The sequence below is a fragment of the Helicobacter burdigaliensis genome (assembly GCF_003670295.1).
Classification (GTDB): domain Bacteria; phylum Campylobacterota; class Campylobacteria; order Campylobacterales; family Helicobacteraceae; genus Helicobacter_D; species Helicobacter_D burdigaliensis.
The window spans coordinates 199,751-219,283 of sequence record NZ_QXJG01000001.1 but is presented as its reverse complement, the minus strand read 5'-3'; the positions used below and the strand labels follow the sequence as shown (position 1 = coordinate 219,283).

The following is a 19,533-nucleotide window of genomic DNA, read 5'->3' as shown; positions in this document are numbered from 1 at the left end:
GCTAAAAATTTAAGGAGCAAAAATGGATTCAAGAAGAGAGTTTTTAAAAGCCTCTGTGGTAGGGGCGATCGCACTTAGCAGTGGGGCATTGTTTGCAAAAGAAAGTAAGCATGATAGAGTAGTAAAAGAAAATGAGGCAAAAACGCTTCCTAGCAGAATCTTAGGTAAGGACTTAAAGGTAAGTGCTTTGGGCTTAGGCTGTATGGGTATGAGTCATGGGCATGGACCCGCTCACGATGAAAAAGAAATGATAAAGCTCATTCATAAAGCCATAGAGCTTGGAGTAACTTATTTTGACACAGCTGAAATTTATGGACCACATACTAATGAAATTTTGCTTGGCAAAGCGTTAAAACCTTACCGCGATAAAGTGATTATTGGCACGAAATTTGGACTTTACTATCCATTTTCTAAACAACACCAAGATTCTAGTAAAAAAGCAATTTTAAGGGCGGTTGATGGAAGCTTAAAATGCTTAAATACTGATTTTATTGATCTTTATACGCAACATAGAGTAGATCCTGATACACCCATAGAAGAAGTAGCGAACACTATGAGTGAGCTAGTAAAAATGGGGAAAATCCGCTACTATGGACTAAGTGAGCCAAGTGCTAAAACCATAGAAAGAGCACATAAAATTTATCCTGTAACTTCGGTGCAAAATCATTATTCTATGATGTTTAGAGAGGTTGAAGATAACAAAAACTTAGCTACTTGCGAGAAACTTGGCATCGGCTTTACTGCCTATTCTCCACTAGAGCGAGGATTTTTAGGTGGACTTATGGATGAAAACACCACTTTTCACAAAACGCTTGATATGAGAGCAGCTTTTCCACGCTTTCAAAAGGACGCTTTGAGAGAAAATCAAAAAATTCTAAACTATGTGAGAGAAATTGCAAAAAGCAAAATTATAAATGGCAAGAGCGCCACCACCGCACAAATTTCACTTGCTTGGCTACTCGCACAAAAGCCTTTTATTATGCCAATTCCAGAGACGACAAAAATAGCACATTTAGAAGAGAATCTAGGTGCATTAGAAATTGGCTTTGAGCGTGATGAGTTAGAAGCGATTGATAAAGCACTAAAAGCTATGCCTGTCTTTGGTGAGCGATACCCGCCAAATTCTGATGCAGCAAGAAGTGTGGGGCTATGATGAAAAAAATTCTAGCTATTTTATTTTTAGGGGTTTTAGGAGTGAGTGCGCAAGAATTTATACAAGGTTTTATGAATGTTAAGATTTCTGAAATTGAGATTGACTGCAAGTATTTAGAAGAATATAAAAAGATTTTAAAAGAAGAAAGCGAAATAAGCGTAAGGGAAGAAGAAGGTGTTTTGGTGCTGTATGCACTCGCCCATAAGGATAATCCTTGTAAATTTAGCATTATAGAATCTTACAAAGATGAAGAAAGCTATAAAAAACACATAGCAAGCAAGCATTTTCAAAAATACAAACAAGGCACACTGCATATGATAAAGAGTTTAAAATTTATCCCAATGGACGCAATAAGCCCTAATATGTGTTTAGATAAGAAGTTTTAATGTTGAAGATTTTTGGTGTTTTGTTATGTTGCTTTACTTTTTTATTAGGAGAAGAGATGAGGATAAAATTACTTTTTGATAATCAAGAATTGCTTGTAAATTTAGAAGACAATGAAGCTTCAAGAGAGTTTTATAACTCTCTTCCAATGGAGTTAGAATTTAGCGATTTTGCAAGAAAAGAAAAAATCGCACATTTGCCAAAAGCGCTAAAGGTAAAAGGAAGCAGTGCCTATAAGCCACAAATTGGGGATTTATTCTGCTATGTGCCATGGGGAAATATAGGAATCTTTTATGAACTTCAAAACGCGAGCGATGATTTGGTATTTTTAGGAAAAGTGCAAGGGGATTTAGAAGTTTTAAAAACACAAAAAGATGATTTTAAGGTAAAAATTATAAAGGATTAAAATGTAAAAAATGAGTTTATTGGAGCGGGATTTAGCAGGGCTTGGCGTGGAAAATAAAGGTGAAGAATTTGAAAATGAACTTTTACCTTTAATAAAACACGCACAAATTTGCGTGGCAAAACTAAATAGTGGCTATCATGATGAAAAAGAGGTGTGAGAAATCCTAAGCGAGCTTATGGGAAAGCAGGTAGATTCTAGCCTTTGGCTACTTCCGCCTTTTTATACAGACTTTGGGCGGAATATTAACTTTGGTAAAAATGTGTTTATCAACTCCTCTTGCACCTTTATGGATAGGGGAGGGATAAATATAGGCGATGATGTGTATATCGCGCCTAAGGTGTGCCTAACGACGATCAATCACGACATCAATCCCTATAATCGCACAACTACCTTTTGTAAGCCTATAAATATCGGCAATCGCGTGTGGATAGGGATAAACGCTACGATTTGCCCTGGTGTCAGCATAGGGGATAACTCCATAATCGCAGCGGGTGCGGTGGTAACTAAAGATGTGCCCAGCAATGTAATCGTAGGTGGAAATCCTGCTAGAGTGATAAGAGAGATAGAGGGGTAAGCAAAAGAATAAAAATAAGAAAAAATAAATATAAAATTAATTTATGGAAAAATATTTTCATTGTATAATTAAATATTTTAATCTATATAAGAAAAGGAATAAAGATGAAAAAGGCGTTATTGGTTTTAGGATTTTCAGGAATTTTGTTTGCACTTCCTCCACATTTGTTGCCAAAGGAAGAGATTAAAGGAATTAATTTAGAGGTTTTTGAGAGGGCAAGTTTTGCACAAAAAAGGGAAGCTCTAAAGATAGATTATGAATTAAAAGAGCAAGAGCATAAATCCAATGAAAAATATCGCCAAAACGATAGAAAGCTGGATTATAATATAAGAGCATTAAAAGTTGATTTACAAGAGGCTAAAAGCACAAGAGATGAAGCAAGAGTCAATGCAATTTTAGCTCAAATTGTAAAATTAGAGGAGAAAAAACGCTTAAATAAAGAAGAAGAAAGAATGCAAAGAGAAAAAATTGATAACCAAAGGATAGGAAAAATTTACAAACAACTAGGGGTGCAATAATTTCGCAACTCTAGTAAACTTGGCTTGGAGTTAAAATGTATTTAATAAGTGCATTTTAACTCTCTTTTATTACCTTCTAGAAGATAAATGCGTGTTCTTGGATAAGTAGAATTCTCATCAAAATTAAATCTGCGATTATAAAGGGTAATATAATTTTTTCCTTGAAACTCCATAACATCATAAGTTAAATAGCTTAATGTAGGAAACTCAGAATCTATTAGTATTCCTGAAACTTTATTGCTTGGCAGGGCATATGTAGTAAGTGCCATGCAAGGCGTCTCATTTACCATGCAAACTCCTTCTTTAGTTTTTGCTCCACTAAAATGTAAATCATCTCCATAGATTTTACCACTTGCTTTTGCATCTAGCTTACCATTTTTATATATCCAAAGTGCATCAAAATATTCCCCTGCTGAAAGAATTACATAATCTAACACTCCATCATTATTAATATCAATTTTTCTTTTATAGACTCTAGGGAAACTGATATAGGGATCTTTTTCTTTGATAGCTTTTGCCATTGCTTCTTTTATAATCTCTCTTTTTTCTGTGCAATAATGATAAAAAACACCATATTGATTATTTGCTCCAAAAGCACAAAAACCTATACTAAAAGGAGGATTGATGGAAGGGGGAACTTCTTGCCATTTATTCTCATCGCTCTCATATCTTCTTGCATATTCACATAATTCTTTATTATTAGAATCTAGCACTTCTCCTAGAAGTTTAAGCAAATGTGTGATGCGTTCTTCATAAGAATGTTTTATAGAATCAACTTCATTTAAGTTTTTAATAAAAGCTCTTTGTGAATCTAAAAGATCTTTTAATCTTTTTTCTTTATCAGGAAACTTAGAGATTTTTAACTCTTTTCTTAATTGCGTATAGACTTCACTCATATAGCGATCTAAATTTTTTAACTGCCCACCTTCATCATTACATATTATCTTTTCTACTTTTGTAGTTGCTTTGCTACAATCAAAGCTAGGTTTAGCTTCTTTTGGGGATTGTGCATTAATACTAATACTTAAAGTAACACAAATCCCTAAGGCTATTAAAAACTTTTGCATGGAAATTTTAATCTTCATTATTGCTCCTTTATAAACTCCATAGTCCAATCTGGATTAGTCCCTGCACTACAAGATTTGAAATAGATAAACTTATATTGCAAGATTCTATTGCACTTCCTTTTTATAGATATCTCCCCACTCAAATATCGTTTGGTTGCCACACATTGTACTGCAAAAATAATCGGGTGAATTAAATACTTTCTCATCTCTTATAAATACAATACCTTGTTGATTTTTCCTAATATAAATTTTACAATTTGCAAAATCCTTATCATCATTTAAAGCTATAGCTTCTTGTGGAGATTTTATCTGTAATTTCAAAGTTATATCGCATTCGTGCATATCATTAAATTCACTTTTATTTAGGATAGCCTCATATCTGGCTTCACAAACATTAAATTTATCACACTTTTGGATTGTAAAGCTCCCCATATAAAGATTTTTTTGTAATCTATAAGTCCCAAGCCATTTGTTTAAATGGGTTGCATGAGTGGAGTTAGTCTTATTGTTAGTTTTTGCATTAGCACTAATGCTTAAAGTGATACAAATCCCTAAAACTATTAAAATCTTTTGCATACCCCCTCCAAAAAGCATTTAAGAAGAATGAATTATAATCCTAGAGCATCTAAAATATAATAGCAAATTCCAGCAAGTATCGCAGAAACAGGCACTGTAATAAGCCAAGCTGCTAAGATTTTGTTAATCGCAGATCTTTTTACAAGTTCTTCTTGATAGACTTTTTTCAGCTGTTTTTGTCCGCTTTTTTTAAGTTCGGGCAATCCTTCTTGTTTTTGGAGTTTTTTGCGTTCAATGCTTTTTAGAATGGCTGCTTTTTTCTTCACAGAGGATCTTCTAAAGCGTTCTAAAAATTCTTTTAGGCTTTGTGTGTCTTTGCCTTTGTAGGAATCTAGAATTTTAATCTCCATTTCTTGATAGCGTTTTTTAAGATATTCGCGTAAAAACCCAACCCCAAATACAGCACCCACAGCAATGTGTGTGGAGCTAACAGGCATCCCAAGTTCAGAAGCTATGAGCACAGTTAGTGCAGCACTCATAGCAATACAAAAAGCACGGATTTGATCAAGTTCTGTAATCTCGCTTCCTACGGTTCTAATGAGTTTTGGCCCATAGAGTGCAAGTCCTATGGAAATCCCAAGTCCTCCAAGGAGCATAATCCAAAAGGGCACACTAGCCTTAGAGCCTACCTCAACCCCTTCTTTGAGCGCATCATTGATAGCAGCTAAGGGGCCAATAGCGTTTGCCACATCATTAGCACCATGTGCAAAGCTAAGTAGTGCAGCAGCAAAGATTAGAGGGATAGTAAAAAGCTTATTAATCTCTTCTTTTTTGTTTTCCATACTGCTAAGGGCTTTTTGGATAAGAGGACGCACGAAAATAAAAACCAAAATTGCAATGATTACACTAAGACTAAGCGCATAAATAGGCTCTAAAGAGAGGATTTTTTTAAGCCCTTTGTTGATGAGATAAAGGCTAAAAGCAAAGCTCATAAAAGCAATGAGATAAGGCACTATCTTTTTTGCGGCTTCTTTTTTGTTTTGTTTGTAAGTAATGGTATTTTTGATAAAAAAGAGCAAAAGTGCTGCAATAATTCCACCTGCAAGTGGAGAGATAATCCAGCTTGCTACAATGCTTCCTAGCTCCCCCCAATTTACTACACCAAAGCCACCTGCAGCAATTCCAGCTCCTAAAATCCCCCCAACAATAGAGTGGGTTGTGGAAACAGGAGCTCCAATTAAGGTGGCAAAATGCAACCAAATTGCTCCAGAAATAAGTGCTGCAAGCATAAGGGTTACAAAATCTTCAATGTTTTTTATACTCTGCATGGAGATGATGCCAGAACGCACTGTATCTACTACTTCGCCCCCTGCGATGAGTGCCCCAGCTATCTCGCAAGTTGCAGCTATGATAATCGCTCCTAACATAGTTAGAGCTTTAGAGCCTACAGCAGGACCTACATTGTTTGCTACATCATTAGCACCGATATTTAGTGCCATATATCCACCAATAATTGCTGTAAAGCCTAATAAAAGTGGATTAGAAATCTCACTAGAATTCCACATAACCATGGCTATAATCACCAAAATAAAAAGCATAATAACGCCAATTTTATGCACTTCTTTATAAAGAAGATTAGAGGCTTTGTCGTAGTTTAAATAGTCTTTTAGATGCATAAATTCTCCTTTTAAGAATTATTCTATACTAAATAAAATAAATTTATCCTAATCTTTTGTGATTTTAGTGTGAAATGTTTGAAATTTAAAGGTTGCTAGAAGAAGAGGAAATAAAATCTCTAGCTCTTTGGACGGAATGCTTTGATGACTTTTTCATCGGTTTGTAAATAAGTAGCACCTATTAAATCTAGGCAATAAGGGACAGCAGGAAATACCGCATCTAAACATTCGCGGATAGATTTTGGCTTTCCGGGTAGGTTAATGATTAAAGTTTTATTGTAGATTCCTGCGCTTTGTCTTGAGAGAATTGCAGTTGGAACATATTTTAGGCTTGTTTGTCGCATAAGCTCACCAAATCCTGGAAGCATTTTTGTGCAAACTGCTTCTGTGGCTTCTGGAGTTACATCTCTTGGAGCAGGACCTGTCCCTCCAGTGGTTACAATAAGATCGCATTGTTCAATATCGGCTAATTCTTTTAAATTTGTTTCAATTTCTTTTTGATCATCACTAATTACCCTATAAACACTCTCCCATGGAGAGATAAGGTATTCTTTTAGGGTTTCTATAATGGCTTTTCCTGAAATATCTTCATAAATTCCAGCACTTGCACGATCTGATAGGGTTAAAATTCCAATTTTTGCTTTTTTCATAGTTAAATATCCTTTATATTTGTATTAATCCAATCTAAAATTTCTTTAGTGTTATCTAAATCTAATATTTTAAGATGTTTTGGGATTTCTAAAGTGGGAGTGTCTTTAGTAATGGCTAGTGCTAGAATATAAGGGTAAAATCTTGTATCAATCTCTCCTCTTGCCACACAGATTCTAGGGTAGGGCAATTCTTTTAACCCTTCTATAAAAAGATAATCACAAGGACTAAGAAAATTTATAATTTCTTCTAAGTTTGGGCTATGTTGTAAATGGATAGCACTTTTTTTTGTTCCATAGATTGCTACATTTGCTCCACTTTTATAAAATCTATCCGAATCTTTTTTGGGGGTATCAAAAATGGCTTTATCTTTAGGGTCGTGTTTTATGATGCTTACCTTTTTATGAGGGCTTAAAAGTAGAGAAAGCTTTTCTATAAGAGTGGTTTTACCACTATTTGAATTTCCAGTAAATGCAACTATTCTCATGCTAAAATTCCACTAAATGGGAGCTTATGGCTTCTCTCTCTTGCATAGATTCTTTTTCCATCTTTTAAATCGTATTTCCAAATAGGAGCGTGATGCTTAAAATCTTCTATAAAATCTTCAAAAATTTCTAAATTCACTCTTCTTTGGGAGCTAAAAATTCCTGCCATATAGGAGCTTTGATGGTTTTTGACATTGCCTAGAGAATGCGCCATTTTAAGATAGACTTCTTTTTCTAGTGCTTTCTTGCTCCAATTTTTAAACCATGAGATTAAAAGAGGTTCATAAATATCAAAGCTAAGTCCGCTTATTCCATTTTCTTCACGCACTAAACCTACAAAAAAGCTATTTGCTCCAAAATTGTTATTTGCACCAAAATTAATCCATTCTTGATAAATTTTTTGAGTATCTAATCCGCCTTGATAGATTTCTAAATTTGTAGTGATTTCCAAAATAAACTTCCTTTAATTCTCATCCACCACAAACAGGAGGCAAAAGAGAGACTTTATCTCCATCTTTTAAAACAATATTTTTATCTTGCACAAGTTCATCATTGATAGCAATTGCACAATCTTTTAAATAGTCTTTGATGTTGGGTAAGGCTTGAAGATATTTGCCTAATTCTTCTAATGAGTAAATTTCACACTCTAAGCTTTGGTTACCAAGAGGTCCTAAAAGTTCAACTTTAATCATCATATATCCCTATTGTAAAAGCTCAATTCTTTCTTCTTGCATTTCATAAGGAATAGACTTAGGAGCTTTTGGGGATTTTGGAGCGGGTGTATTTGGTTTTGGGTGAATTTTGGGTGGTTGGGATTTTATTTTGGGAGGTTTTGTAGCAGAAATAATTTTCCCTGTTCTTCCATCAATATAAAAAGCAGTATCTTTTGGATATTTTGCAATTTCTTTTTGCAAAGCTTTATCAAAAGGTGTGAGCGGAGAGATAGGCATAGGCTTCTTTTTGGGAGCTACCTGCACAAAAGTATCTGCAAATATATTTGCACTAAAAGATAAAGAAATAAGAGCCATAAGGGCAATTTTACTTGTTTTGTGTAACATTTTAATCCTTAGTTAAGATGAAAATTTAGCTATAATTTTATACTATTTAAAAAATAAAGTAAAGGAAAAATGATGTTGGAAATAATTTTTAGCTCACAAGCACCTAAAGCAATTGGTCCTTATTCTCAAGCAATTAAAGTAGATGGTATGATTTATACTTCAGGACAAATTGGGCTTAATGCTAATGGAGAGTTGCAAGAAGGTATAGAAGCACAAACAAGACAGGTTTTAAATAATCTAAGTGAGGTTTTAAAAGCAGGTGGGAGTAGTTTAGATAAAGTGATTAAAACTACGATTTTTTTAAGCAATATAGAGGATTTTAACCTTGTAAATGAAATTTATGCAGAGTTCTTTGGCTCACATAAACCAGCAAGAAGCACTCTAGCAGTTAAAACTCTACCTAAAAATGCTTTGGTGGAAATTGAATGCATTGCAAAGGTTTAGTGTAAGCCTTTAAAATACTTTAGAAGCAAAGCTTCTTTGGTAATGCTTTTTAAGGGTAACCCATTGTGTCATTGCGAAGCGGACTTGTCTTCTGTGGCAGTCTAAAAAGAGCCTTTAAGGGTTGCTCTTTTTAGATTTGCACTTCACTACGCTCGTGGATAACGCTTCGCTTGTATGCTTCGTCGGCTTACGCCTCCTCGCAATGACAGAGGAGGAAAGCCTGGCAATAACAAAATATATGCTTTTAGCGATATCGTTTTATCAACTCGAGTTCTTCTTTTCTGTAACACCTCTCTAGCTTTCTTTTGGTCTGCATAGCTTTTGAATATTCGCTTGCCGAATCATGAGGGATAACAGACGGGTGATTAGCATAATAAGCTTCCCACTCTAATGCTCTCTCATATTCTTGCATTGCTTTTTCATACTCTTCTTCTTCGCGATAACAATTATTCCCAAACCCAAAACTTGCCAAAACTATCGATAAAAACAAAATCTTTTTCATTATATCTCCTTTAATAAAAGATTTTCTTGATAGCTAAACTTAACTTCCCCATTGCTTGAAATTTCCATTAAGTTTTCTTTAGTGTCTTCTGTAAGAAAATGATAAATTTCTTTTTCATATTTTGCTAGAGAGTTAATCCTAATATTATTGTAACCTTGCACTCTTTGTATAAGGGGGATTTTGTTGTCATTTCTAATTTTAGAGTTAAGCATTCCTCCAATACCTATATAATTGATAGCAACAATAGATATTTTGTCATCTTGTATTATTTTTGTCTTTACTTTTTTAGTGTTTTTAGTATCAAAGATTCTTTTTCTGCCACCTTTAATAATTTTCTTTTTCATTTTTCTCCTTTGTAAATTAAAATTTATCCTATAGGATAATGATATAAGAATTTTAGCATATAAAATTAAACAAAACTTATCCTATAGAATAAATAATGAAAGAAGATTTTAGTAATTGCACACAAGAAGAAATTGATAAATTTCATCAAAAATTATCTAGTAAAATAAGAAAGCTAAGAGAAGAAAAGGGTATCTCACAGCTTGATTTAGCACTAGAAATAGGCATTAAATCAGTAGCTTTTTATTCAAATTGTGAAAATAATCGCTATGAAAAGCATTTTATTTTAGAACATATTTATAAAATCTCTAAGGCGCTTAATATTTCTTTATATTCTCTTTTTAAAGATTTATAAATGGATTACTAGGGTGGATAAATCTATCTTATAGTGACAAGGTGACTGAGATTGCTTCGGAGCTAACGCTCCTTGCAATGATAAAAATAAGGGTGGGTTTTGCGATGATAAAGGAAACTTTGCAAAGAATATGGATTTTATAGTCCTTGCTCAATCATCGCATCAGCGACTTTTCTAAATCCTGCAATATTTGCCCCTAAAACTAGATTTGTAGGTTCGCCGAATTCTTTTGCAGTTTGTGAAGCACTTGCATAGATATGTCGCATAATATTGTGAAGCTTTTTATCCACTTCTTCAAAAGTCCATGAAGTCATAGAGGCATTTTGGCTCATCTCTAAACCGCTTGTAGCAACTCCACCTGCATTAGCTGCTTTACCAGGCCCATAGCAGATTTTTGCATCTAAGAATTTATGCACTGCTTCAATGGTTGAAGGCATATTAGCACCCTCGCTTACGCATTTGCAACCATTTTTAAGGAGATTCTCTGCATCTTTTGCATTGAGTTCATTTTGGGTAGCACTTGGGAAAGCTGCATAAGCTGGGATTGCCCATAGTGGATTATGATCTTTTGGATAGTCTTTTATACTTATCCATTTAGCACTTTTTTTAGCTTTAGCATAGGATTCTAAGCTTTCGCGTTTTATTTCTTTAATTTCTTTTAGGAGGGCTAAATCAATTCCACTCTCATCATAAATAAATCCTTTAGAATCGCTAATAGTTACAGGTTTAGCACCTAATTGCTGTAATTTTTCAACAGTGTAAATAGCCACATTTCCACTTCCAGAAACTAGACAAATTTTGCCCTCTAACCCATCAAAATCACTATGTTCTAGCATTTCTTGAGCAAAATATACACTTCCATAGCCAGTAGCTTCAGTTCTTACAAGGCTACCTCCCCAAAGTAGAGATTTGCCCGTTAGCACACCCTCATAGCGATTTGTGAGTTTTTTGTATTGTCCAAAAAGATAGCCAATCTCGCGTCCGCCTACACCAATATCTCCAGCAGGAACATCAGTATGTGCGCCAATATGGCGGTAAAGCTCATTCATAAAAGCTTGACAAAAACGCATAACTTCTCTATCACTTTTGCCTTTTGGGTCAAAATCACTTCCACCTTTTCCTCCACCCATTGCAAGTCCTGTAAGAGCGTTTTTGAAGATTTGCTCAAAACCTAAAAATTTAATTGTTCCTTCACACACGCTTGGGTGAAAACGCAAACCACCTTTATAAGGTCCAAGAAGTGAGCTAAATTCGATTCTATAACCACGATTTACTTGGATCTCTCCTTTGTCATCCTCCCAAGTTACACGAAAATTGATTTGTCGCTCTGGAATTACAATTCTATCTAATACTTTAAATTTCTCATAGCGAGAATCTTTTTTTAATGCAGGTTCAATAGAGTGTAAAACTTCTTTTACAGCTTGATGAAATTCTATTTGATCAGGATAAATGGTTTGGATTTTTTGTATAACGCTATTAGCATAGGACATTGTTTGTCTCCTTTTTTAAGAATTTATTTATGAGGTGGAATTTTATTAAAACTTTATTTAATATTAGCTTATATAACTAAATATTTTTTTTAAGTTTTAATAAAGATATTAAAAATAGTCCCCCATAAATTGGGTTTTTGCGAATTTTAAAATGTTTTTTATAAATTTTTTCTATAAAAATGTTTAGTTTTTTTAAAAAGAACCGATATTGTGAGGGTAAATTTATTACAAAAAGGAGAAAGTCATGCAGACAAGTATGAACTTCTCTTCTCTACAAGCCTCATATACCACCACGCATTGGAGTGCTCTTGGAGAAGAGATTACAAAAGATAAAGCAAATAGTGTTCCAAAAAATGATGTGCCTACTACGCTAGAAGAAAAAGAAGAAGATAAAACTTCTTCAATTGTTTCTTCAAGTAAGCCGATATTTAGCGGTTTAGGAGATTTACAAAAGGAAATTGTTTCTTCAGCTCTTTCAAAAATTGCAGAGATTAAAGATGAGATTTTAAAAGTTTGGGAAGAGATACAAAACTCTCATAAAGGCATTAATAGCAGTGTAAGTTCAGGGAGTTCTGGAAGCTTGAATGTGCAAGATTATATGGAGCTTATTTTGAGTGGAAAGCTTTCAAGCTCTAAGCCTATTCAAATAGGTGGCGCGCAAAGTGGCATAAGTATCACACAAGGTTTTCATCAATCATTAGAATTGTCTATTAAAGGGACAATTATAGGGAGCGATGGAGTAAAAAAAGAGCTTGATTTAAATATTAGTCTTTCACAAAGTTTTATCCAAAACATTCAAATTAATGGAGGGGGTAGTATAGGGGGAAGCACAGGAAGTGGCACGGGTAGTGGTTCTAATGTGATTGATCCTTTAGTGATTGATTATGAGGGGAATGGGACAGAGCTTAGCGATACTAAGATGAGTTTTGATTTAGATAGTGATGGTAAAAAAGATCAAATCTCTACTTTGAAAAAAGGTTCAGGATTTTTAGCACTTGATAAGAATGGTGATGGAAAAATCAATGATGGAAATGAGCTTTTTGGCACACAAAGTGGCGATGGATTTAAAGATTTAAGTGCATATGATAGCAATAAAGATGGTAAGATTGATAAAGAGGATCCTATTTATGATAAGCTAAGAATCTGGTCCCCTAATGAAAATGGAGAAGGAGAGCTAGTAGGGCTTGGAGAAAAAGGAATAGGGGTAATTTATTTAGATGCTAAAGAAAATCAAGAAATGATGAGGGGTGAAAATGGCGATTTACTAGGAATTAAACAAAAGAGTGCTGATATTTTGTTTGATGATGGTAGAGTGGGTGATATTCATCATATAGATTTGGTAGCGGGCAAGGAAGAAAATGCAACCAACCACAATAAAATGGAAGAAATTTTAGGAGATTCTTTAAATGCGTTTGCAACAAAAGCTTATATTCAAAATTTAAGCATTAGTTTTAATTTTAGTTCTACTTGGAGTAGTAGCCTAGAGATTAATAATGGAGATTTTAGCTTCAGCAGTTCTCAAACTAGTAGCTTTAATTTTTCTCTTAGTTCTTTAATGCAAGCAAGCAATGGTGTAAGTTCTGAATTTTCTAACATTTGGAAGAGATTAGAAGAATCTTTTGGTAATATTCTAGCAGGCACCAAAGAGCCACTAGAAAAATTTGATGAAAAAAGTTATTTAAGTCTTAATCAACTTGCTTTTGAAAATTTAGGAGATACTCCTTTTAAATCGTTAAATAACGCACTCATTGATAAACTTTTGAGTGCATAAGGAGCATAAGGGATTTTCCTTATGTCCTTAATGCAATAAATCCATAACAACTTTTGATGAATTTTCAATTTCCCTAAAATCTTCAATAATGATTCCTAGATTTTCTTGCGTAAGAGGGAATTTTAAAATCTCTAGTGCTTTATTTGTATTTTTCTGTAAAGCAACTTCAAGTTTTTTAAGCTCACTTAGGGTGCTTTGTGAAAGTGCTAATCTTCCGTTATCTGAAGAGATATGTTTAGAGATAGGGCTAAGAGAAGCAAAATCGCAAGTTTCTTTTTTAAGATTATAGCTTAAATAGAGATTAGATTTATATAAAATATGTTCTAGTTTTGTTCCATTGAGGCTTAATCTTGAGGAAAGTTTTGTAAAAATTTCTTTTAAATGAAGAGTTGTCTGCTCCATTTGGTTAAATACATCATTAAAAGCAATAATATTTTGATGGGTTGTATTTGTAGAGCTTACAATATTATCAAAACCTTCTTGAATGTTGGAAATTTCTTGTTGCATAGTTTGCACGACGATATTGATATCATTTGTCGCTTTATGTGTTTTTTCTGCAAGTTTTCTCACTTCATCAGCAACTACTGCAAAACCTCTCCCAGCTTCTCCTGCGCGTGCTGCTTCAATGCTAGCATTTAGAGCTAAAAGATTGGTTTGGTCTGCAATATCGCCAATAATCCCAACAACTGCAACAATATCCTGTGATTTTTGTATGAAACTTTCCATAATGGAGCTATTTTCTTGAATGATTTCCATAAGAGTTTCTGTTGTGTTTGTGATATGGTTGATATCATTTTGTGATTTTTTTGCTTCGTTTGCAATTTTCTCTACACTCTCATTCACAATCCCCATATATTCAAGATTGTTATCTAAATCAGAAGAAATTGAGGTGAGATTTGTATTTTGACTCTCTAGATTCATATTCATTAAAGTTTTAGCAAGAGCATTAGAGAGATTATCTTTTGCGTTTTCTTCAATTTTTATGAGTGCTTGATTGATACTTAGGATATTTTGGTAAAAAGCACCTTTTAAGCCTTGTGGAAATGCAAGACGATAATACTTTCCCTCTTGAGAAGAGCGAATAGCACTAGAGATTTCACGCATAAAAGCTTCAATATTATCAGCAGTTGTATTGAGGCTGTTTGCCATAGTTAGTAAGTCTTTATCTTTGCTGAGATTTAAGATTCTTGGTTCAAATTTACCTGCTTCATAATTTTTAGCAACTTCTATAATTTGTTGTACAAAATCCTCTCTACTTTTGATTTTTATAAAAGCAAATAGCAAACAAAGAATGCTTAAAAGCAGTGTGGTTACATTCATAAGAAAGCTATTAAAACTAAAATCCAAAATCAGACAAAGTGTCATAAAAATAATGCTACATAGGATAAAATGCCAAGATTTCATCGGTATCCTCCTTCTTTGCCTTTATTTTGTAAATCAATCATAAAAGAATCCCAATTTAGTTGGTTAGTTTTTAAAAAGTCTAATGCAAATTCAAAGGATTTGTCCATATTAGAGCTTTTTTCAATATCAAGTAATTTTTGATAAAAATCTTGCATAGTGGCTACGCCCTCTTTGCTGGGGCGTCTTCTCACAGAATAGTAACCAATTACATTTCCTAGCTCATCAAAAGAGGGAGTAATGTTGGCAAATACCCAATAGCAGTGATTGTGTTTGGAGAGATTGCAAACAAAAGCAAAAAATTCCTTTTTCTGGTGTAAAGTTTCCCAAAGTAGCTTAAAAGCAGCCTTTGGCATTTTGGGATGGCGGATTAGATTGTGAGGTTTGTTTAAAAACTCTTTTTCGCTGTATTCTCCGTATTTGATAAAGTCTTGGTTGCCATAAGTGATTCTGCCTTTAAGATCTGTTTTGGAAGTAATGAGAGTATTGTCTTCTAAAAAAATCTCTTTAATAGAATGATTGTCCATAAAAATATGCCTTTATTATTAAGATGAATTAATATTTACACTAAATAATAAGGTAAATATCCTTATAATTAAGTTTAATCATATTAAATATAACTTTATCTACTATTTTTAATAAACATAGTAAGATAAGATATATTTAAAAAATGATGAAATTTTAAAGAAAAATAAATAAAAACCTTATAAAATATATAAAAAAACATTTTGTTATTTAAAGAAAACCTATTGTATAATCAGTATTTTAAGAAGTAAATGATTTTTTAGGAATGAATATGGCTAATAGTAATGAATTTTTAGACTTTAATAATGCGTTAGAGTTGTATAAGCTTGATATTTTTACATTGGGAAAAATGGCAGATAAAATCAGGCAACAAAAATTTGGCAGAAAGGTTTTTTTTAACTCCAATCGTCATATTAATCCCACAAATGAATGTGCGGATATTTGTAAGTTTTGTGGATTTTCCGCACATAGAAAAAATAAAAATCCCTATACGCTAACTCAAGAAGAAATTTTTAAAGAAGCACAAAAAGCTATTGAAATAGGGGCATTAGAGCTTCATATAGTAGGAGCGCATAATCCAAAGCTGGATTTAAAATGGTATTTAGAACTCTTTAGCACGCTTAAAGCAAAATTTCCACAAATTCATCTAAAAGCTCTTACGGCTGCAGAGGTGAATTATATCTCCAAAGTAGCTAACAAAAGCTATCAAGAAGTGCTAGAGCTTATGGCAGAAAATGGAGTGGATTCAATGCCAGGAGGAGGTGCAGAGATTTTTGATGAAAAAATTAGGGACTATATTTGCAAAGGAAAAGTGGATTCTAAAACTTGGCTAGATATTCATGGGTATTGGCATACTTTGGGAAAAAAGTCCAATGCGACAATGCTTTTTGGGCATGTAGAGAGTAGGGAACATAGAATCGATCATCTTTTGCGTTTGCAAAAGCAACAAGAAAAAAGTGGCGGATTTAATGCTTTTATCCCTTTAGTATATCAAAAAGAAAATAATTTTTTAAAAGTGGAGAAATTTCCAAGCGGGCAAGAGATTTTAAAAACTATAGCAATTTCTAGAATTATTTTAGATAATATTCCTCATATTAAGGCTTATTGGGCAACTTTGGGGATTAATTTAGCACTTGTTGCGCAAGAGTTTGGTGCAGATGATATTGATGGAACTATTCAAAAAGAGGCAATCCAAAGTGCAAGTGGAAGCAAAAGTGCTAAGGGTATCTTAAAAGAGGAGATTATCTCGCAAATTAAAGATGCGGGATTTATCCCAGTAGAGCGAGATAGTCTTTATAATGAAATACAAATTTATTAATAAGGAGAAGTTATGCAATATTATAGCTATGAAATGTTTAGGGAAGATATAAAAGAGCTATTAAGCAAGCTTGATTTTAATCCAGATGCTATTGTAGCGATTTCTCGTGGTGGGCTTACAATGGCTCATTTTTTGAGTATTGCTTTAGATATACGCAAGGTTTATAGCATTAGTGCGGTATCATTTTTTAATAAAGTGCAACAACAAATTCAGATTTCAAATATCCCAGAAATTCATGGAGCACAGCGTATTTTAGTGGTAGATGAGATTATTGATAGTGGTGTGAGTATGGAGAAAGTTTTGAGAATCTTAAAAGAGATTCATGCAAATGCAGATTTTAAAACAGCCACTTTATTCCATAAAAGTTCTGCAAGTATTAAGCCTGATTATTATATTAGAGAGGCAAAAGATTGGATTGAATTTTTTTGGGAAGTAGATATTTTAAAAGATATTAAAGAAAAATAAGATTTTTAAGAAAAGGTATTTAAAAGTATAAATCTAAGGGGAGGGGGATGTCCTTAGATTTTTAAAATATAGTAATGAATAGGGGATTAGTTGTATGGATTGTTTATTTCAATTAGATTTTTAATCCATTGTAATGATTTTGGGTTATTTTTGGGATTTTAAGCATTTCTCACACACTACATATAAAAGCATATCATGCCCTACAAGTTTTGTTTTATGGTTAGTTGCTACTTCAATTTGCAAGTTTTCAATTTCTTCATTACAAAATTCTTCAATTTTACCACATTCCACGCAAATAATATGATCATGATGTAACCCACTAGCAATTTCATAACGCTTACCACTTTTATCCACTTCAATAGAATTTACAAATCCTTCTTTTTCTAAAAAGGAAAGAATGCGATAGATAGAAGAAACGCTTGCATTTTTGCAAGTTTTTTTGATAATGGCAAAAATATCTTCAGGACTTAAATGCCCCCCATCTTCATAAATAGCTTTTAAAACATATTCTCTTTGTTTTGAATTTTTGAGATTATTTTTCTTAATAGAGAGATGCAATCTATCTAAAATTGTTTTAAAGGACTCTTTGTATTTTTTCATTTTAATATTTCCTTACTTTATGGGTTATTAGAAATTGCTTGCTTTTTGGCAATTATTTGTTCTTATTTTAGCAAAAAATAAAAAACAAATCAAAAGTAAAATGATAATTATTTTTATTTTATATTAAGTTGATATTGATTATCATTTTAATACAAAAACGAGTGAAATCTTTAAAATAAGGAGATAACAATGTCAGTTTTAGTGATAGGAGGAGATGAAATTACTCCCATTAGAGCGGTGCTTAAAAATTTAGGTTGTAGTAAAATTACTCATTGGGATGGTAGGAGAGAGAGTGTAAATCACAAGGATATTCCGCAAAATACTTCTTGTTTGGTGATGCTTACAAACTTTTTAAATCACAATACTATGAGAAAATTTAGAAACGAAGCAAAGAAAAAAGAGATACCAATTATTTGCACCAAAAGAAGTGCAAGTTGTCTTTATTGTGAATTTAGCAAGATGTTTTGCAAAGAGTGTGAATGCAAGTAAAATTAACATCACAAGCAAAAAACACAGTTTTGCTTGTAAGTTAAATAAATATCCACATATACTATCTATTATCCTAAGAAGTTGTAGAAACTTATAGAAAACCAATGGATTACCACAGCGGACAAGTTTTTCTTGTGATGATGCAGTAAGTAAGCCATATAGTGCGGTAAAGCCTTTGTAATATCTAAAAAATAGCTTTAGGGGTATTTAAGTTTCTTTACTAGCTTTTTTAATTTGTTCTATTAAGGGCTTTAAATCATAATTTCTAATTTTTTCTTCCATGATTTTGAAATATTCATCCATATTTTGTGGCGTTAGAATATGAGTACCATTTTTAATTGCATCAAGTTGCATGGAGTTCATGCTTTTATCATAATGTACAGAATCTGAATAATTTTTTAGGTTATCAGCATAATTTAAAGTGTCAAATCCATAGATTTTTACATTGGGGTATTTTTGCATTTCTGTAATTAGCCATTTTAAAATGGTGCTATATTTGTAAAATAAAGAACCATCTTGGTTGGGATAAACATCTGAAACTGAAATTTTATAGTGTATTCTTGGATAAGTTGGAATAACAAGATAAAAATTAATCTGAGGATTCTTTTTTATCAAGTCTACAAGAAAGATATTAATAAGATTTGTTTGTGTTTGAATGTTGTTGGTTTTAGGAGATTGAAACTTTATGGGACTAGTTATTGCGTTAAATAAAGTGTTTTTATCATTTGGACTAGTTTTTGTATCTATTATCCAATTATAAAAACCTCCAAATCTGTTAGGGTTAAACCAAGCTGGTTCATAGTTGAGATTTTTATGTTCTCCTATACATTTTTTTTCGTTTGAAAAAGTTAGGGCACACATAATAAATCTTCTCGAAAAATAGGGGCGAAAATCATCTAAAAAATTACTATTGTATAAAAAGTTATATGATGTTGTATCTATTGGTTGAAATTCTGGATTAACCATTGCAAAACTATCAATAGAATAAATAATATTTTTTATTTTTTTGTATCTAAAAGCATAGTTTAAAAACAAGTTTCTTTCGCTTAAAGTTGCGGAAGGTAGAGAGAGATTAATCCAAGTTCCTCCCAATTTATGGTTAGCTTCCAAAATAGATGTATTCTCTAATATAGAAGCACCTATAATAATTGAATCAAAACTTTGGTTTTTGATTATGCCTCTATTTTGAATTCTTTTGTTGTCAAAAAAGGCTTTTTCTCTAAAATAAGGCTTGTGAAAAAGTTGATAAGGATCATAAACATAAAGCAAAGCCAAAAGTGTTATTACTAAAGGTAAAGGAAGAAATAAAACATATAAAATCCACTTTTTGTAAATATTCATAGCAA

26 protein-coding genes and 1 pseudogene are annotated in these 19,533 nt (G+C 32.8%); 12 read left to right on the top strand and 15 right to left on the bottom strand.

Annotated elements, in window-relative coordinates; translation table 11 throughout:
- Positions 1–22: 22 nt before the first annotated feature.
- The 6 genes and pseudogenes from EBF09_RS01075 to EBF09_RS01055 all read left to right on the top strand — a co-directional run bounded on the left by EBF09_RS01075 (position 23) and on the right by EBF09_RS01055 (position 3,035).
- Positions 23–1,153 (top strand): aldo/keto reductase, encoded by a 1,131-nt coding sequence (locus tag EBF09_RS01075; RefSeq protein ID WP_121763294.1) that lies wholly within the window; start codon positions 23–25, stop codon positions 1,151–1,153.
- Positions 1,153–1,539, top strand: coding sequence for a putative quinol monooxygenase (locus EBF09_RS01070; RefSeq protein WP_121763293.1), 387 nt, complete (start codon positions 1,153–1,155; stop codon positions 1,537–1,539). The genes EBF09_RS01075 and EBF09_RS01070 overlap by 1 nt, the downstream gene beginning before the upstream one ends.
- On the top strand, positions 1,539–1,943 hold the full coding sequence (locus EBF09_RS01065) for a cyclophilin-like fold protein (protein ID WP_121763292.1): 405 nt from the start codon (positions 1,539–1,541) through the stop codon (positions 1,941–1,943). Before EBF09_RS01070 ends, EBF09_RS01065 begins: the two co-directional genes overlap by 1 nt.
- 10 nt (positions 1,944–1,953) lie before the next feature.
- Complete coding sequence (locus tag EBF09_RS09290; RefSeq protein WP_232817603.1) at positions 1,954–2,100, top strand: hypothetical protein; 147 nt, start codon at positions 1,954–1,956, stop codon at positions 2,098–2,100.
- A gap of 252 nt (positions 2,101–2,352) precedes the next feature.
- Positions 2,353–2,505: pseudogene (locus EBF09_RS09535) on the top strand (DapH/DapD/GlmU-related protein); the annotation flags it as partial.
- A gap of 116 nt (positions 2,506–2,621) precedes the next feature.
- The gene (locus EBF09_RS01055) at positions 2,622–3,035 is read left to right on the top strand and encodes a hypothetical protein (RefSeq protein ID WP_121763291.1); all 414 of its coding nucleotides are present in this window, start codon (positions 2,622–2,624) and stop codon (positions 3,033–3,035) included.
- A 41-nt stretch (positions 3,036–3,076) separates the two neighbouring features.
- On the opposite strand, the gene EBF09_RS01050 is transcribed toward EBF09_RS01055, so the two are convergent.
- The 8 genes from EBF09_RS01050 to EBF09_RS01015 form a co-directional block, all read right to left on the bottom strand.
- Positions 3,077–4,102: a lysozyme inhibitor LprI family protein gene (locus tag EBF09_RS01050; RefSeq protein WP_121763347.1), complete on the bottom strand. Its 1,026-nt coding sequence runs from the start codon at positions 4,100–4,102 to the stop codon at positions 3,077–3,079.
- A gap of 105 nt (positions 4,103–4,207) precedes the next feature.
- Complete coding sequence (locus tag EBF09_RS01045; protein ID WP_198672507.1) at positions 4,208–4,678, bottom strand: hypothetical protein; 471 nt, start codon at positions 4,676–4,678, stop codon at positions 4,208–4,210.
- 32 nt (positions 4,679–4,710) lie between these two features.
- A complete protein-coding gene (locus tag EBF09_RS01040; protein ID WP_121763290.1) occupies positions 4,711–6,294 on the bottom strand; it encodes an inorganic phosphate transporter in 1,584 nt (527 codons plus the stop codon).
- Positions 6,295–6,413: 119 nt separating this feature from the next.
- On the bottom strand, positions 6,414–6,944 hold the full coding sequence (gene mog / locus EBF09_RS01035) for a molybdopterin adenylyltransferase (RefSeq protein WP_121763289.1): 531 nt from the start codon (positions 6,942–6,944) through the stop codon (positions 6,414–6,416).
- Positions 6,945–6,946: 2 nt separating this feature from the next.
- Positions 6,947–7,429, bottom strand: coding sequence for a molybdopterin-guanine dinucleotide biosynthesis protein B (gene mobB / locus EBF09_RS01030; RefSeq protein WP_121763288.1), 483 nt, complete (start codon positions 7,427–7,429; stop codon positions 6,947–6,949).
- A complete protein-coding gene (locus tag EBF09_RS01025; protein ID WP_121763346.1) occupies positions 7,426–7,872 on the bottom strand; it encodes a molybdopterin synthase catalytic subunit in 447 nt (148 codons plus the stop codon). The genes mobB and EBF09_RS01025 overlap by 4 nt, the downstream gene beginning before the upstream one ends.
- A gap of 25 nt (positions 7,873–7,897) precedes the next feature.
- On the bottom strand, positions 7,898–8,119 hold the full coding sequence (locus tag EBF09_RS01020; protein ID WP_111228814.1) for a MoaD/ThiS family protein: 222 nt from the start codon (positions 8,117–8,119) through the stop codon (positions 7,898–7,900).
- A gap of 9 nt (positions 8,120–8,128) precedes the next feature.
- A complete protein-coding gene (locus tag EBF09_RS01015; protein ID WP_121763287.1) occupies positions 8,129–8,485 on the bottom strand; it encodes a hypothetical protein in 357 nt (118 codons plus the stop codon).
- A gap of 72 nt (positions 8,486–8,557) precedes the next feature.
- Here EBF09_RS01015 and EBF09_RS01010 point away from each other — a divergent pair, with 72 nt between their 5' ends.
- Positions 8,558–8,929: a RidA family protein gene (locus EBF09_RS01010; RefSeq protein ID WP_121763286.1), complete on the top strand. Its 372-nt coding sequence runs from the start codon at positions 8,558–8,560 to the stop codon at positions 8,927–8,929.
- Between the two features lie 244 nt (positions 8,930–9,173).
- Here EBF09_RS01010 and EBF09_RS01005 read toward each other — a convergent pair whose 3' ends face one another.
- Positions 9,174–9,431: a hypothetical protein gene (locus EBF09_RS01005; RefSeq protein WP_121763285.1), complete on the bottom strand. Its 258-nt coding sequence runs from the start codon at positions 9,429–9,431 to the stop codon at positions 9,174–9,176.
- Positions 9,431–9,775 carry a hypothetical protein gene (locus tag EBF09_RS01000; RefSeq protein ID WP_121763284.1) on the bottom strand — a complete coding sequence of 115 codons (345 nt, stop codon included), beginning with the start codon at positions 9,773–9,775 and terminating at the stop codon, positions 9,431–9,433. The genes EBF09_RS01005 and EBF09_RS01000 overlap by 1 nt, the downstream gene beginning before the upstream one ends.
- Before the next feature lie 95 nt (positions 9,776–9,870).
- Here EBF09_RS01000 and EBF09_RS00995 point away from each other — a divergent pair, with 95 nt between their 5' ends.
- Positions 9,871–10,128 (top strand): helix-turn-helix domain-containing protein, encoded by a 258-nt coding sequence (locus EBF09_RS00995; RefSeq protein ID WP_121763283.1) that lies wholly within the window; start codon positions 9,871–9,873, stop codon positions 10,126–10,128.
- A 137-nt stretch (positions 10,129–10,265) separates the two neighbouring features.
- Here EBF09_RS00995 and gdhA read toward each other — a convergent pair whose 3' ends face one another.
- A complete protein-coding gene (gene gdhA / locus EBF09_RS00990; protein ID WP_121763282.1) occupies positions 10,266–11,618 on the bottom strand; it encodes an NADP-specific glutamate dehydrogenase in 1,353 nt (450 codons plus the stop codon).
- Positions 11,619–11,862: 244 nt separating this feature from the next.
- Between gdhA and EBF09_RS00985 the strand changes: the two genes are divergently transcribed.
- Positions 11,863–13,389: an EF-hand domain-containing protein gene (locus EBF09_RS00985; protein WP_121763281.1), complete on the top strand. Its 1,527-nt coding sequence runs from the start codon at positions 11,863–11,865 to the stop codon at positions 13,387–13,389.
- 27 nt (positions 13,390–13,416) lie between these two features.
- Here EBF09_RS00985 and EBF09_RS09425 read toward each other — a convergent pair whose 3' ends face one another.
- Together EBF09_RS09425 and EBF09_RS00975 are read right to left on the bottom strand one after the other, a co-directional pair.
- On the bottom strand, positions 13,417–14,793 hold the full coding sequence (locus tag EBF09_RS09425; RefSeq protein WP_121763280.1) for a methyl-accepting chemotaxis protein: 1,377 nt from the start codon (positions 14,791–14,793) through the stop codon (positions 13,417–13,419).
- Positions 14,790–15,317: a PAS domain-containing protein gene (locus EBF09_RS00975; RefSeq protein ID WP_121763279.1), complete on the bottom strand. Its 528-nt coding sequence runs from the start codon at positions 15,315–15,317 to the stop codon at positions 14,790–14,792. The genes EBF09_RS09425 and EBF09_RS00975 overlap by 4 nt, the downstream gene beginning before the upstream one ends.
- A 269-nt stretch (positions 15,318–15,586) precedes the next feature.
- Here EBF09_RS00975 and mqnE point away from each other — a divergent pair, with 269 nt between their 5' ends.
- A complete protein-coding gene (mqnE, locus tag EBF09_RS00970) occupies positions 15,587–16,633 on the top strand; it encodes an aminofutalosine synthase MqnE (RefSeq protein WP_232817602.1) in 1,047 nt (348 codons plus the stop codon).
- Between the two features lie 12 nt (positions 16,634–16,645).
- Positions 16,646–17,098 carry a phosphoribosyltransferase gene (locus EBF09_RS00965; protein ID WP_121763277.1) on the top strand — a complete coding sequence of 151 codons (453 nt, stop codon included), beginning with the start codon at positions 16,646–16,648 and terminating at the stop codon, positions 17,096–17,098.
- A gap of 144 nt (positions 17,099–17,242) precedes the next feature.
- On the opposite strand, the gene fur is transcribed toward EBF09_RS00965, so the two are convergent.
- On the bottom strand, positions 17,243–17,698 hold the full coding sequence (fur, locus tag EBF09_RS00960) for a ferric iron uptake transcriptional regulator (protein ID WP_121763276.1): 456 nt from the start codon (positions 17,696–17,698) through the stop codon (positions 17,243–17,245).
- A 189-nt stretch (positions 17,699–17,887) separates the two neighbouring features.
- Between fur and EBF09_RS00955 the strand changes: the two genes are divergently transcribed.
- Positions 17,888–18,187, top strand: coding sequence for a DUF2325 domain-containing protein (locus EBF09_RS00955; protein ID WP_121763275.1), 300 nt, complete (start codon positions 17,888–17,890; stop codon positions 18,185–18,187).
- A 207-nt stretch (positions 18,188–18,394) separates the two neighbouring features.
- Here EBF09_RS00955 and EBF09_RS00950 read toward each other — a convergent pair whose 3' ends face one another.
- Positions 18,395–19,528: a hypothetical protein gene (locus tag EBF09_RS00950; protein WP_121763274.1), complete on the bottom strand. Its 1,134-nt coding sequence runs from the start codon at positions 19,526–19,528 to the stop codon at positions 18,395–18,397.
- Positions 19,529–19,533 lie beyond the last annotated feature (5 nt).